Consider the following 14,349-nt stretch of genomic DNA (forward strand, 5'->3'; position numbering starts at 1 on the left):
GGAAGGGGCCTCCCGTCCGCAATCGATGATTATGGGCGTTTGCCGAATTCGCAGCTTTGCTGAGTCCAGGCGCGTGCCTGTTCGCTCAGCGTGAAGCCCAGACCGTGGCGGTCGGAGACATACATCCGGCCATCGCGCAGTTCAAGCTGTTCGTTAAATAGCGGATTGAGCCATTCGAAGTGCTCCAGCCACGGCTCCAGCGGGTAGGCGGCAGACAGGTGCAAATGCACTTCCATGGCAAAATGCGGTGCCAGCTTGCGGTTGTGTCTGGCCGCCAGATCCATGATTTTCAGGAACGGCGAGATCCCGCCAACGCGCGGTGCGTCCGGCTGCACAAAATCACTGGCGTTGCCGAGGATCAGTTGTTCATGTTCACGGAAACTGGTGAGCATCTCGCCGGTGGCGATCGGAGTATCCAGCGCCGCAGCAAGCTGGGCGTGGCCTTCAACGTCGTAGGCATCGAGCGGCTCTTCAATCCAGATAAGGTTAAATTTTTCCATCTGGCGTCCCATACGAATCGCCGTTTCGCGATCCCATTGCTGGTTGGCATCCACCATCAGCGGGAAGTCATCGCCCAGCGCTTCGCGCACGGCGGTGAGACGACGAATGTCCTCTTTGGTGTCCGGCTGGCCGACTTTAATTTTGATGCCGCCGATGCCATTTTCACGCGAAATAATGACGTTTTTCAGCACCTGCTCCAGCGGGGTATGCAGAAAACCGCCCGAGGTGTTGTAGCACTGCACCGAGTCGCGGTGCGCGCCGAGCAGCTTCGCCAGCGGTAAACCGGCGCGTTTGGCTTTCATATCCCACAGCGCAATATCGATAGGGGAGATGGCCTGCACCGCCATGCCGCTGCGCCCCACGGAGGCACCCGCCCACAGCAGCCTGGTGTAAATCTTGTCGATATCGTTGGGATCTTCACCGAGCAGGTTATCGGCAATCTCTCTGGCATGGGCGTAAATCCCCTGGCCGCCGGCGCGTTTGGAGTAACTAAAACCGACGCCTTCGAAACCGTCGCGGCTGCGGATTTCGGCAATAATAATCGCCACTTCTGTCAGTGGTTTTTGCCGCCCGGTCAGCACCTTCGCATCACTGACCGGTGTCGCCAGCGGTAAAAAGGCGAGGGAGAGTTTTACCCACTCGATGCGGTCGCCGGTTTCAGCAGCGGTTTTGACACTGGACGCGCGGGCGTAGGTTACGGCATCGGAATTAGCACTTACGGTCATGGTTTTGCTCCTGTGAACAACAATAATGTTTGCGCTAACATTTGTAGATCGACAGGAAAATATTCACCAGAAAAAGGAGGGGATTTTGTACAATCGATCACAAACCCGGCGCTAAAAAGGGGTGTTATTGCTACCTTAATCACATTTCCCCGTTAGTGAGATCGTCTCACGCAACAAAATGATAGCGATAACATTTACAGGATGGTATGCGAGTTAACTCACTGATTTATGAGGGCAGACAGGCAATGAAAGAAGAAAGGGGTATAATACAAACACTGAAACTAATCATCGCCAATAACCGTCTGGTTCTCTGTGAGTGAACATGTCGAAAACCGCCCGTCCTGTACTACCGCGCGCGCCCACGCTGGAAGATGTTGCTCGTGCTGCGGGGCTTTCCTCAATGACCGTAAGTCGGGCGCTTAACACGCCGCAACTGGTACGCCCGAAAACGGTGGAAAAAGTGCTCGCCGCCGTTAAAGCAACGGGTTATATCCCGAACGCGCTGGCCGGTGGCCTGGCATCGCGGCGCAGTAAATTGATTGCCGTGGTCGTCCCGCAGATCAACAACAATATGTTTGTCGATACGATTCAGGCCATCAGCGATGAACTGGCGATGCGCGGCTACCATATGCTGCTGTGTGTCGCCGGTTATACCCAGCAAACCGAAGCGGAGCTGGTCGCTGCGCTGTTGTCGCGCCGCCCGGATGGCATTGTGCTGACCGGTATTCACCACTCAACCGATTTGAAAAAGGTGATCCTCAACGCCAGTGTGCCGGTAGTGGAAATCTGGGATTTAACGCCCACACCGCTCGATATGCTGGTCGGTTTTTCGCATGAAAAAGTGGGGCAGGCTACCGCAGAGTATCTGTTGCGCAAAGGGTATCGCCGTCCGGGGTTGCTGTGGACGGTGGATAAACGCGCCTCACAGCGTAAAGCCGGGCTGTGTGAAGCGCTGGCGCGGCATGGCATTACCGATCCGCTCAGTGTGGATGTGGCGCTGCCGGCACGATTTACCTCAGGGCGCGAAGGGTTATCGCAGTTGCTGGCGCTGGGTGAGTCCGATGTCATTGTTTGCAGCTCCGACACGCTGGCGCAGGGGGCTATTGTCGAGGCGCAGGCGCGTGGCATGCGCGTACCGCAGGATCTGGCGTTCATTGGTTTTGGCGATCTCGATTTCGCCGCCGGGAATAACCCTGCCATCACCACGGTAAGCGTCGACAGGAAAATCATCGGCCAGCGCGCGGCAACCCTGCTGATGGAACGCATCGAAGGAACACGTTCCGGGGAGGAGATCGTGGATATCGGTTTTCATTTTATTGAACGGGAATCAGCGTGATCTCATGAGAATTAACGTTATTGGCACCAGCGGCAGCGGAAAATCGACGCTGGCAAAACGTCTGGCCAGCCAGCTCAATGTGCCTTATATCGAAATGGATCTGCTTTACTGGCGCCCCAACTGGCAGGGGACGCCGGATGAAGAGTTGTATGCGCGCCTGGAAAAATTGCTTGAACAACCCGGCTGGGTGCTTGATGGCAACTATAACCGCAGCCGCGATATTAAATGGCGGCACGTTGATCTGGTGGTATGGGTCGATTACGGATTCTGGCGCACGTTGCGCCAGGTGACGCTGCGCGCTATTGCTCGCGCCAGAAGTCAACAGGAGTTATGGCCGGGAACCGGTAATCGCGAAAGCCTGCGTCGTGTTTTTTTGAGCCGCGAGTCGATCATCCTCTGGTCGTTAAAGACCTGGCGCAAAAACCGCGAACGTTATGCGCAGGATATGGCCGATCCGCGCTATCAGCATCTGCGCTTTGTCCGCCTTACCACGCCGCAACAAGTTGACGAATTTCTCGCCAGTCTGACCTAAGCTTAAGGCTCATCCTGAACATAAGGAGCCCTTATGATTACGGTTTATGGTGTTCCCGGCTGGGGATCGGCCATCAGCGAAGTGATGCTGACGCTGGCCGAGATCCCTTATCGCTTCGTCAATGTTGATGGCTTCGACAAACCTGGCCCACAGCAAGATACCCTGCGCAAATTAAACCCGTTGTGCCAGGTACCAACGTTGCAACTGGACGATGGCAGCGTGATGACGGAATCCGCCGCCGTGGCGCTGATGATCCTCGACCAGCGTCCGGATTTCGCGCCCGCCGCAGGCACCGCGCAACGCCAGCAGTTCTGGCGGCTGCTGGTATGGCTCGTCGCGAATGTCTATCCCACTTTTACCTACGCCGATTACCCGGAACGCTGGGCAGCGGATGCGCCGGAGCAATTAGTAGAAAATTGCCAGAAGTACCGTAAATCGCTCTATCTGTGGCTCGACACACAATTGCAGGCAGCACCGTACGCTTTTGGCCAACAACTGACGCTGCTGGATATTTATCTTTGCGTCATGCGCACATGGGGGCCGCGTCATGCGTGGTTCGCCGGGCACACGCCAAATATTACCGCCATCGCGGATGCGGTATGTCAGTTACCGCAATTACAGACTGTGCTGCGTAATAATGAAATTATCCGTTAACCGCTTATTTCGGATTATTTTAATATTCTTAGTATCTCGCATAAGTTGAAGCGGTATATAAAATTGGGGCGAGGAAAAAATAATTTGAAATCGCCCCGTTTATATGAGACAACATTTGGCGAATTTTCGTCGTTGACGCAATATTGCATTTTTATCGCAAAATCGGAATAGTAATTTAACAGGGTGAAAATGATGGAGTATATTCATTCGTATTTGAAAGGTGGTTCATGGTTTACGCTTGGCGACAGCATAACAGAACGGGGATGGTATCAACCTATCGTCGCAGAGAATTTAGGGCTGGCGCAATGGACAAACTACGGAATTGGTGGAACCTGTATCGCACAAAAAAATGAGCAAGATAATTCAGCCATCTGTTTACGTTATAAAACCATGGGGGAAAATCCTGATCTTATTACTATCTGGGGCGGTGGCAACGATTTCGGTTTTAACTTCGGCTCGGAAGGCGGCACTGAAATAGGCGATAAACACGATAAAACGTCACTGACTTTTTATGGCGCAATGGATCTGCTGCTTACTGGCGTCATAAAAAAATATCCGTTGGCCAGAGTAGGGTTTGTTGTTACGACACCTGTTTCAATTGCGCGTGGTCATGGACAAAAAAATGCCAAAGGATATTATCTGGCCGATTATTGCAACGTGAGCAGAGAAAAGTGTGAGGAATATTCCATACCTTATCTCGACCTACAAAAGAACTCCGGCTTCAACGAACTCAATATGGATATTATGACCAGTAATACAGCTGGCGTGATTCCCGATGGTTTGCACCCTTCAAAATTAGGCATGGAAAGGCTGGCGACTAAGATTACGCACTTTATCTTATCGCTGTAGGAGAGGTGGCTATGAGAATTGCAACCATCGACCTTCTCAAGATACTCGCGATCTTTCTTGTCATCCTGGCGCACGTGACGTTGTTTTTTCTGAATCGCGACGAAAGCGATGTCGTGTTGTGCTTTTTCAGACAGGCGGGGCTATCTGGTGTTGCCCTTTTTTTTATCTGTAGCGGCTATTTTTTATTAAATAACAAACACGAAAATCAAGCGAACTATGTTATTGCCAAGATTAAAAGCATCGTTGGCGTATTGATTTTCTGGTTACTCTTTTATTACGCCTATGACACCTGGTGGATAAGCCGATTTACCGATGTGCCGGAAATAAATCTTCTTAATTACCTGAATGTCAGCAAAGCCACTACAGAAGCAACGCCACTCTGGTTTATATTTGCCATTATCCCGCTGTACATTTTCACGCCTTTAATGCGCCATGCGTTTAAGAAAGAGCGCGCGGGTGAAATTCTGAAAGTGGTTATGTTAATGGTAATTATCGCCAATCTGACATTAATCAATGCATGGACTGAAGCCAGTTTCCATTTCTCGCTATTTGCATTTAACTTACTTATTCCCTTTCAACCGGAAGGGCTGATCTGTTTTTTAATTGGCGGCTATCTCGGGCTGGTTAAACCAGCGCTCAGGCCATTCTCCGTGGCGCATATTATGACGTTAATAATGGCGATTGCCGCATTGTTAATATTGGCCTTCATTTCGTCCGGCGCGGGGATCGCCATCTTTTATGGCAAGTTTTATAACTTATTATTACTTATCACATCGGTCGGTTTGTTTTTATTTGTGGTTAACCTGAATATTAACGCCTTGCCGCGCTGGGTGAGTAATGTGAGTGACAGTGTGTTAGGGATCTACCTTGTACATAACATTTTTGTGGTGGAAGTACATAGCGTGTTTATTCATGAAAAGCTGTTAGGAAGCATCCCGGGGGCGAAGAGTTATCTTTATATCATTGCTTACTCCTTGCTGGCTTTTATCCTGGCATATGGCCTCTGTGCGTTGCTGAAAAGATCAAAGATAACTGCCAGAATTGTCACACTTTGATAACCTGAATGCGGCGCAATGAGCAGTAACTTGTGCTACTGTCACTCTCTTTATAAAACAAGGAGTTTGCTATGCCGCACGTTGATATCAAATGTTTTCCCCGCGATCTGACTGAGGAGCAAAAAACCGCACTGGCGAGCGATATCGCTGAGGTAATTATTCGCCATTTGAACAGCAAAGATAGCGCTGTCAGCGTCGCCCTTAACGAAGTCACGCCGGACGACTGGAAAGCGCAGGTGTGGGACACCGACATTGCGCCGCATATCGACACGCTTATCAAGAAGCCTGGCTATTCACTGTAAATTTCCTGTCGCCTGCGCCTGTTGCGCAGGCTTTTTTTTACCAATAAGTAAAAAAGATCCTATTTTTTTGAACAACCTCCCGGAATATATAATACGCAGCATTCTGATTGTGAATGTAAGCACATCACTTTTTTCATTATTTTCGCTTTCAGAAAATTCATATTTGCGCGTTCTTAAATACAACTCTAGAGTTTTTATTATCTGGCTCGGATTAAAGAACAGAGCAATATAATTTTCACGGAAAGCGCTGGTTGGATAAATTGCGGCAGCAACGCACTAAACAAGGAACGTCATTCATGAAGCCATCTCGTTCTTTCATATTATTATTGCCCTTGTTTGCAGCACTGCCGTTACAGGCCACAGAACCCGCTGCGAAATCACAAAACTGGTATCCCTCTGTTTATGGTGAAAATGACGAAACAGGTGCCGCCAACTTGCTCACGCCTGAGGGTGTTTTACAAGCTATTCGCCTTGTAAAACAGGGCATTGTGGTGCCGCTGTCGGTAGCGGTTGATAAGAATTTCCCGGCGTTTCAACACTGTTGTTTTCATCTCTACAATATTCAATCCGGCCAGCAGGATGGGAATACACATGGCCCGAATACATCCACCTTTAGTGACGAACAGGTTAATACACGGACAGGCGTGGGCATGCTGTTAAATGATATTGGCCATATCGACATTAATAATATCTATTACAACGGTAATAAAGCGGCAGATTTTGTCACTATCGATGGGGTTAAAAAATTAGGCATTGAAAAAGTCCCGCCGATGGTAACGCGAGGTGTGGTATTAGATATGACCGCTTTTTATCAACAAAAGATTGTTCCCGGCGGTACAGAGTTTAGCGTCGCGGATATTCAGTCGGTATTAAAAAACCAGGGATTAACCCTCAAGAAGGGCGATATCGTTTTATTCAATACCGGATGGCTGGAACTTGTTGGTAAAGACAATAAACAGTTTCTGGAAAAGGAGCCTGGCATTGGCATGGAAGCAGCAAAATGGCTGGCGGACCAGCAGATCGTCGCGTTTGGCGGTGATACCTGGGCGTCTGAAGTGTATCCAAACCCGGCAACTAAGGAGGAATTCGCGATCAATCACTATCTGTTAGCGAAGCGGGGTATCTACAACCTGGAGTTGATCGATACACGTCCACTGGTCAGCAAGCAAGTTTGGGAATTCTTGTTCGTCCTTGGCCAACCGCTGTACACCGGTTCAACACAGGTCAACATCAACCCTGTGGCGATTTATTAGTGGTTTGTTGTTAGCGCTACCCTGAAGTGGTTTTCATTTTTAGTAAAACATTGTTCTGTGGAGCGGCTCGAATTTCATTTACCGGGTTAATGTTACATAAGCATCTTTGACATGGAGATGATTATGTTCCGGAAACTCAGTTCACTGACATTCGCGCTGCTCCTTTTTTCGCACCCTTCCGTTGCCGCACCAGAGCATTTTCCCGTCTGGCCGCAAGGCGATGCGCCAGGCGCCAAAAGTAGCCCGGTCAGTTTTGTATTAACCGAGCGCAGTACAGATCCTGCGCTTCCCGACCGCGCCGTAACCGGCATTCGAGCGCCGCAAATCACCGTTTACAAACCGCAAAAACCCAACGGTATCGCCATCCTCGTGATCCCGGGTGGCTCCTATAAACGCGTGGTGCTGGATAAAGAGGGCAGTGATTTAGCCGCGCCATTCAATGCGCGTGGTTACACCTTGTTTGTAATGACCTACCGCATGCCGGAAGATGGTCACGCCGAAGGTTCAAACGCACCGCTGGCGGATGCACAACGTGCTGTGCGCACCTTGCGCGCGCAGGCAGGATCACGCCATCTCAATGCGAAAAAAATCGGTGTGATGGGTTTCTCCGCAGGTGGGCACGTGGCGGCAAGTCTGGAAACACGCTATGACGAGGAGGTGTACACACCGGTGGACGACATTGATAACCAGCACGCACGGCCAGATTTTGTAGTGCTGGGTTACCCGGTGATTTCAATGGATCAGTCGATTGCCCATCCCGGCTCGCGAAAAGCGCTGATTGGTGAAACGCCAACGGCGGAGCAGATTAAACACTACTCGCCGGAACAGAATGTGACCGCGCAAACACCACCAACCTTTTTGCTGCATGCCGCGGACGATCCTTCGGTGCCGGTGGCCAACTCGCTGGTGATGTTCAACGCGCTGCACGCGCATCAGGTGCTCACTGAATTACATCTGTTCAGCAAGGGGCAACATGGGTTTGGCGTACGCGGTGTAAAACACCTGCCGGCAGCGGTCTGGCCAGAACTGGCGATGAACTGGATCGAGGCGCTGCCTGAGTAAATGCTTCGTTATTCGCCAGCGGTAATGCGCTTGCCGCTGGTGACGAACGTGCCGCCGCCAAGATGATGAATGGTGTTCAGCTTATCGTCATCAAAGTGCCAGCGCCCGTTGATAAACGCACGTTCATCGGCGGCGGCGGAAACCACTTCGCCAAACAGCGTGTCATATTTTTCCTGCGCGGCGGTCGGCGGGAGCAAACGACACTCCATCCACGCCAGGCACTTCTCTTCGATCACCGGCAGGCCGAGCACCGGCCCGGCAAAAGCGGGAATGCCATAGCAATTAAACTTATCTTCATCGCGACCGGTGACGCTGCCGACCGCGTAACTCCAGTTCGTTGCCGCAACGCCTGGCACCACAATGCCAAACATGCCGCTGTGTTCAATCAACTCGCGCGACCAGGCACTTTTATCCACCACTATCGCAATTCGCGGCGGGGAAAATTCCACCGGCATTGACCACGCCGCCGCCATGATATTGCGCCGGTCGATCTGCTCATCGCGGCTGGTAATCAGAATGGTCGGACCGTGGTTTAGCAGGCGGCTGGCATGTTCTAACGCCACCGGACGGAAATAGCTCATAGCGGTTCCTCTGTGCAAACGTTTCTGCCATTAAATGGCCGAACAGGCGGCAAAATCAAGACGTGGCGCATTATCCGGTGCTCCTTGCCACCACAATCTGACCGCGGCCTTGTTCTTTCGCCAGATAGAGCGCCAGGTCGGCTGCCCGGACCAGATTATCCGCGCGCGCGTGGCGCGGCCAGGTCGCCAGCCCAATGGAAACCGATACCGGGCCAATATCCTGTGATTCATACAGCATGTGGTGATTGAGGACATTGTGCAGCAGCGTCTCAGCCACTTTTTTCGCCTGCACTTCATCCGCACCGGGCAGAACAAGCAGGAACTCTTCGCCGCCATAACGGAACGCAACACTGTTGTCATCCAGCGTTTCGGTGATCAACCGTGACAGCTCGCGCAGCACTTTGTCACCCGCGTCGTGGCCGTACTGGTCGTTGAGTTTCTTGAAATAATCCACGTCGACCATCAGACAGCTCAGCGTCGTGCCTTCCACCATCGCCTGGTCGAGCATATTGCGCAGCGTCTCATCCAGACTGTGGCGGTTGAGCAGGCCGGTCAACGAATCATGCATGGCGCGTTCCGTCAGCGTATCGCGCAGGATCTGATTGGCCAGCGCCAGGGCCAGCGTTTCCGCCAGCAGCTCAAGGTAGATATAGGGCGGCTCTTTGCCCGGCGTGTAATTATCGAAAGTGAGCAAACCAATGCTTTTATTCTGCGCATTAAGCGGCACACAAATCGCGCGTGACGCGAGCTCTGGCTTGATATGTTCACAGGGCATATCAACGCCACCTTTGGCGGGACTATGCAACTGCCCGCGTTTCAGTGCCCAGCAATGTTCGGCCGGGAAGGGGGCGTCTTCGCCCGGCGGCAACCCCCAGCGCGCCACGCACTTCATGCGCTTAGTGCGGGGATTAAGTACAAACAACCGTCCACCCATATCCGGGATAATTTGTGGCGCAAAGCGGCTGACCACGCGAAAAATCGCGCTATGAGAATCACACCCCTGAAGTCGTTGCGTCATTCGCGCCAGCAACGTGCGCGTGGCCCACTCCGCGTCGCGCTCCTGTTCCAGCCGCTGCCGGGTCAGGCCGTTTTCGCGAAATATGCGAATGGCCTGCGCCATATCGCCAATTTCATCCACCTGCGCCAGTACCGGCGCTTCTACATTGTAATCCTGGGTCGCGAGGCGGTTAACCACATCGCTCAACGTCACCACCGGGCGCAAAATGCGGTGTTTGATAATAAAACCAAGCACAAACAGGAACAGCAGCGCCGTCAGCCCGACCATAATTTCTGATAACGTGCGTAAACGTAAAGAGCGATCGGTTGCTTCGCTTATCGCGCTCTGGACACGCTGATCCGACAAGCTGCGGAAGTGGGCGAAACGGTACTCCGCTTCGGAAAGTCGCTCTTCATAGCTGGCGCTGTACAACAGATTCATCGCCTCGTCCGTTTTCCCGGCTTCGATATCGGCGATGGCGATGCGCTGCTCATCTTCGAGTTGGTCCAGCGTCGACAGCCCATCGCGCAGGATCAGTAACTCTTCATCGGAAGCGCCACGGTCACGCAGGGCGACCAGATGATTTTCCAGAGCGATATCCTGCTGCTGGCGGGTTTTCCAGCTTTGAATCACTTCCGGCTGCTTCTTGATCACCGCTTCACGCGCCAGTTCGCTCAGCGCATAAGCCTCTTTTTCCAGATCGTCCGTCAACGTATCGAAAACGCGATTTTGCGCCACGGCGTCACGCTCGGCGCGTTCCGCATTCGACGCCATAAACAGCGCCACGCCGGAGGTCAGCGTCAATACCACGGTCGCGGTATAAGCAAAATTGGTGATCGTAGCGATGCGCACGGGGGATCCTTTTCGACGTGAGTGCGGGAATATGCCTATCAGTTTAGACATTCAGTTAAAAATCAATGCGCAATATTGACGTCATTTCTTCGTCATATTCGCTGCCTATAGTCAGCCGCAATCAAATCCCAAAGAGGATAACAATATGTTTGCTCCCCTGACTTTTGTGCAGGTGGATGCGCCCCGTCGGATGAAGACCGCGGGTACGTCACGACTTTCTGTTACGGGAGGGCGTGAATGAGCGCATTCACAGACATCCGCTTACAAGGCGTTTCCTACGCCTTTGGCGCACATACCGTTCTTAATCACATCGATTTACATATTCAACCTGGCAGCATTGTCGCGCTGCTCGGCCCGTCAGGCTGCGGCAAAAGCACGTTGCTGCGCTTGCTGGCAGGGCTGAGTGAACCGGCGGAAGGTGAGATCTGGTTTGGCGATCGCCTGGTGGCGAAAGCGGGCTGGACGCTGCCGCCGGAAGCGCGCGATATCGGCATGGTATTTCAGGATTACGCGCTGTGGCCGCATATGAGCGTGGCGCAAAACGTCGCTTTCCCGCTGAAAATGCGCAACGTGCCGCGCGCAGAGCGCGAACAGCGCGTGTCGCAGGCGCTGGAAAGGGTTGGGCTGGCGGAATTTGCCGGGCGCAAACCGGCAGGCCTTTCCGGCGGGCAGCAGCAGCGCGTCGCGCTGGCACGCGCCATTGTCGCCGAACCCGGCGTCCTGCTGTTTGACGAGCCACTCTCCAATCTCGACACCGCGCTGCGCGAATCCTTATGTCTTGAGATGGCGCGACTGCTGCGCCAGCTCGGCACCACCGCCGTGTATGTCACTCATGACCACCGCGAAGCACAGCTTCTTGCCGATCGCATTGTGCATTTAGCGTCCGGGACCGTTGAATCTGTACGAACCGTTACTTCAACCTCAGGGGAAATTGCATGAAAGCCTTACTGTCCGTGAAAAAAGGAGTCGCTTTAGCCATGGTGCTGTCGTCGATGATGATCTCCAGCGCGCACGCGCTGACTGTTTACACCGCAGGTCCTGGCTCGCTGGCAAAAAGCCTGGCCAGCGGCTTTGAGCAAAAAACCGGCGTTAAAGTTAATATTTTCCAGGCCACCACCGGCAAAGTGATGGCGCGACTCGAAGCCGAGCAGGCCAATCCGCAGGCCGACATTCTGATTTCTGCCTCGTGGGATACCGCCGAAGATCTGCATCATCGCGGCTGGTTGCTGCCGTTTACCAGTGCCAATGCCCAAAATGTCCCGCAGACACTGAAAAGCGCTGACTATGTGGCGCAGGGCATCTCCGCGCTGGGGATTGTCTGGAACACCAAGAGCGGCACCCCGGAGCCGAAAGAGTGGAACGATCTGACATCTCCAGACTTTAAAGACAAAGTGACTACGCCGGATCCGTCACTTTCCGGCGCCTCGCTTGATCTGCTGATCGGTCTGCAAAATGGCATGGGCGACCGCGCATGGCAGTTGTTCGGGGCGCTGAAAAAGAACGGCATGGTGGTGAGCGGCCCGAACGCCCAGGCGGTAACGCCGGTGATGCAAGGGGCGAAAGCGGCGGTGTTTGGCGCGGTCGACTATGTCACCTATGGCAATATCGCGCAGGGCGAATCGCTGAAAGTGATCTTCCCTGCCAGCGGCACCGTTATCGCGCCGCGCCCGATGATGATCCTCAAAACCACCCAACACGCCGATGACGCTAAAGCGTTTATCGATTATGTGCTGTCGCCGGAAGGGCAGAAAATGGTCGCCGACGCCTGGCTGATGCCTGCCCGCACCGACGTGGAAGCGAAACGCCCGCTGTTTACCGAACTGAAAGTGCTGCCAACCCAGAGCAGCGGCACCAGTGAACGTGGCGAGGTTCTGAAGCGCTTTAACGCGCTCTTTGCTCAGTAATCCTTTCGATCTTTGCGGGGGTAACCCCGCTTTCAGGATACCCGTTGTGAACCAGAGATTGATTGCGCAAGCGACGCTGGCGCTGCTGCTGATACTGGTGGCGCTGCCGTTGCTATTTATTGTGTTGCAGGCGGTATTCCCGCACTTTAGCGCCGGAAAATTCAGCGGCGCATTTTCCGCCATGCCCGCCTTATTGTCAGAGCCGCAACTGCCGGCCATGTTCGGCGGGACACTACAGATAGCCTGCGGTGTGGCGCTTTGCAGCGCACTGATTGGTTTGCCGCTTGGCGTCGCGCGCGGGTTATTTACTTTACCGTGGCCGAAATTGTGGGATCTGCTGTTTTTGATCCCGTTCTTAACTCCGCCCTATATTGCCGCGCTGTCGTGGATGCTGGTGCTGCAAACCCAGGGCTACCTGATGCAGCTCACCGGGCTGGATCTCAACAATCTGCTGTTTAGCAAGAGCGGCATCATTCTGGTGATGACGCTGAATATCTTCCCGGTGGTGTACTTTGCCGTATCGCGCAGTTTGCTTGCCAGCGGGCAGCGCCTGGCACAAGTCGCCCGCGTTCATGGCGCCACGCCGTGGCGCGCATTTTGCCATATCACCTTGCCGTTACTTTCCCCGGCGCTGGCGGCAGGTATGTTGCTGGCCTTTACACTGGCGGTGGAAGAGTATGGCGTGCCCGCCGCGCTGGGTACCCGTTCCGGTGTGGTGATGCTGACGGTCGGTATCGAAGAGAAACTCGCCGACTGGCCGATCGATTTGCCCGGCGCGGCGCTGCTGTCGGTAGTGCTGATCGCCATTGCGCTGTGCGGATGGTGGCTGCAACGCAAACTGACCGGCGATAAAGACGTCACTAGTGTTTCCGGGAAACCGACCGAGCTTGTCGGGGCGAAACTCGGTTTTGCCACTTTACCGGTGCTGCTGGTGATGGCGGCGGTCGGTTTTCTCGCCGTGGTGCTACCGGGGTTATCGATGGCGTTCACCGGCTTTAGCTCTACGCTTTCCGGCGGCGTGTCGCTGGATAATCTCACCATGAAGCATTTTGCGGCGCTGTTCGAACAGCGCGGTGATGCGCTACCCGCGCTGGGCACCAGTTTGTCGCTGGCATTCGGCGCGGCACTGATTACCGGCGCGCTGGGCTTGTGCGCCGCCTGGCTGGTGGTGATGCAGAAGATAAAAGGGCGCTCGGTAATTGATGCGTTATCGCTGATGCCAGCCGCGCTGCCCGGCGTGGTGGTTGGCGTTGGGTTGATTTTGCTGTGGAACCGCAGCTTCTGGCCGGTTTCGCCCTACAACAGCTGGGCAATTTTGCTTATCTCTTACTGTTGCCTGCTGCTGCCGTGGCCGGTGCGTTATATCGGCAGCGCCCTGCGTCAGCTAGGCGGCAACCTGGAGCCTGCCGCCCGGGTTCACGGTGCCAGCGCGTTCCAGGCACTGCGTCTGATTGTGCTGCCGCTGGTTTTCCCGGCGATGCTCGCCTCCATGTTAATGGTGTTCGCCATTGCCTCGCGCGAGCTGGTCACCTCTCTGTTGCTGGCGCCGGCGGGCACACAAACCGTGGCGGTATTTATCTGGCGGCAATTCGAGCAAGGCTCAGTAGGTCAGGGGATGGCAATGGCAACACTGACGCTGCTCACCGGGCTGGTATTGATGCTCACCGCGCTCGGCATTATGCAGCGCAGCACAAAGGGATAAATCGAGGGCACGAAATCGACGGTAACGCGAAAAAAATGCGCTAT

The 14,349-nt window shown here is 53.8% G+C and carries 14 protein-coding genes; 11 read left to right on the forward strand and 3 right to left on the reverse strand.

Features of this window, described 5'->3' with window-relative positions; genetic code table 11:
• Positions 1–29 precede the first annotated feature (29 nt).
• Positions 30–1,226 carry an L-talarate/galactarate dehydratase gene (locus tag DFO56_RS05015; protein WP_045508317.1) on the reverse strand — a complete coding sequence of 399 codons (1,197 nt, stop codon included), beginning with the start codon at positions 1,224–1,226 and terminating at the stop codon, positions 30–32.
• A 322-nt stretch (positions 1,227–1,548) separates the two neighbouring features.
• Here DFO56_RS05015 and DFO56_RS05020 point away from each other — a divergent pair, with 322 nt between their 5' ends.
• The 8 genes from DFO56_RS05020 (at position 1,549) to DFO56_RS05055 (ending at position 8,269) form a co-directional block, all read left to right on the forward strand.
• Positions 1,549–2,562: a LacI family DNA-binding transcriptional regulator gene (locus tag DFO56_RS05020; protein WP_045508319.1), complete on the forward strand. Its 1,014-nt coding sequence runs from the start codon at positions 1,549–1,551 to the stop codon at positions 2,560–2,562.
• Positions 2,563–2,566: 4 nt separating this feature from the next.
• On the forward strand, positions 2,567–3,094 hold the full coding sequence (locus tag DFO56_RS05025) for an AAA family ATPase (RefSeq protein ID WP_016496026.1): 528 nt from the start codon (positions 2,567–2,569) through the stop codon (positions 3,092–3,094).
• Positions 3,095–3,127: 33 nt separating this feature from the next.
• Positions 3,128–3,748 carry a glutathione S-transferase family protein gene (locus tag DFO56_RS05030; RefSeq protein ID WP_045508321.1) on the forward strand — a complete coding sequence of 207 codons (621 nt, stop codon included), beginning with the start codon at positions 3,128–3,130 and terminating at the stop codon, positions 3,746–3,748.
• A gap of 189 nt (positions 3,749–3,937) precedes the next feature.
• On the forward strand, positions 3,938–4,597 hold the full coding sequence (locus tag DFO56_RS05035) for an SGNH/GDSL hydrolase family protein (RefSeq protein WP_233500374.1): 660 nt from the start codon (positions 3,938–3,940) through the stop codon (positions 4,595–4,597).
• An 11-nt stretch (positions 4,598–4,608) separates the two neighbouring features.
• Positions 4,609–5,652 carry an acyltransferase gene (locus DFO56_RS05040; protein ID WP_045508323.1) on the forward strand — a complete coding sequence of 348 codons (1,044 nt, stop codon included), beginning with the start codon at positions 4,609–4,611 and terminating at the stop codon, positions 5,650–5,652.
• A gap of 71 nt (positions 5,653–5,723) precedes the next feature.
• Positions 5,724–5,954, forward strand: coding sequence for a tautomerase PptA (pptA, locus tag DFO56_RS05045; protein WP_016496030.1), 231 nt, complete (start codon positions 5,724–5,726; stop codon positions 5,952–5,954).
• Positions 5,955–6,250: 296 nt separating this feature from the next.
• Positions 6,251–7,207 carry a cyclase family protein gene (locus DFO56_RS05050; RefSeq protein WP_045508325.1) on the forward strand — a complete coding sequence of 319 codons (957 nt, stop codon included), beginning with the start codon at positions 6,251–6,253 and terminating at the stop codon, positions 7,205–7,207.
• A gap of 123 nt (positions 7,208–7,330) precedes the next feature.
• Positions 7,331–8,269: an alpha/beta hydrolase gene (locus DFO56_RS05055; protein ID WP_045508328.1), complete on the forward strand. Its 939-nt coding sequence runs from the start codon at positions 7,331–7,333 to the stop codon at positions 8,267–8,269.
• Positions 8,270–8,277: 8 nt separating this feature from the next.
• Here the strand turns inward: DFO56_RS05055 and DFO56_RS05060 are convergent, their stop codons facing one another.
• The gene (locus DFO56_RS05060) at positions 8,278–8,850 is read right to left on the reverse strand and encodes a flavin reductase family protein (RefSeq protein ID WP_016496033.1); all 573 of its coding nucleotides are present in this window, start codon (positions 8,848–8,850) and stop codon (positions 8,278–8,280) included.
• A gap of 70 nt (positions 8,851–8,920) precedes the next feature.
• Positions 8,921–10,699 (reverse strand): sensor domain-containing diguanylate cyclase, encoded by a 1,779-nt coding sequence (locus tag DFO56_RS05065; protein WP_045508331.1) that lies wholly within the window; start codon positions 10,697–10,699, stop codon positions 8,921–8,923.
• A gap of 237 nt (positions 10,700–10,936) precedes the next feature.
• On the opposite strand from DFO56_RS05065, the gene DFO56_RS05070 reads away from it, so the two are divergent.
• From DFO56_RS05070 to DFO56_RS05080, 3 genes are read left to right on the forward strand one after another with little or no spacing between them, the layout of a single operon-like run.
• Positions 10,937–11,638 carry an ABC transporter ATP-binding protein gene (locus DFO56_RS05070; RefSeq protein WP_016496035.1) on the forward strand — a complete coding sequence of 234 codons (702 nt, stop codon included), beginning with the start codon at positions 10,937–10,939 and terminating at the stop codon, positions 11,636–11,638.
• Positions 11,635–12,603 carry an ABC transporter substrate-binding protein gene (locus tag DFO56_RS05075; RefSeq protein ID WP_045508334.1) on the forward strand — a complete coding sequence of 323 codons (969 nt, stop codon included), beginning with the start codon at positions 11,635–11,637 and terminating at the stop codon, positions 12,601–12,603. Before DFO56_RS05070 ends, DFO56_RS05075 begins: the two co-directional genes overlap by 4 nt.
• A gap of 46 nt (positions 12,604–12,649) precedes the next feature.
• A complete protein-coding gene (locus tag DFO56_RS05080; RefSeq protein WP_045508337.1) occupies positions 12,650–14,305 on the forward strand; it encodes an iron ABC transporter permease in 1,656 nt (551 codons plus the stop codon).
• Positions 14,306–14,349: the final 44 nt, after the last annotated feature.

The organism is Kosakonia sp. AG348 (assembly GCF_003337365.1).
Taxonomy (GTDB): Bacteria; Pseudomonadota; Gammaproteobacteria; order Enterobacterales; family Enterobacteriaceae; genus Kosakonia.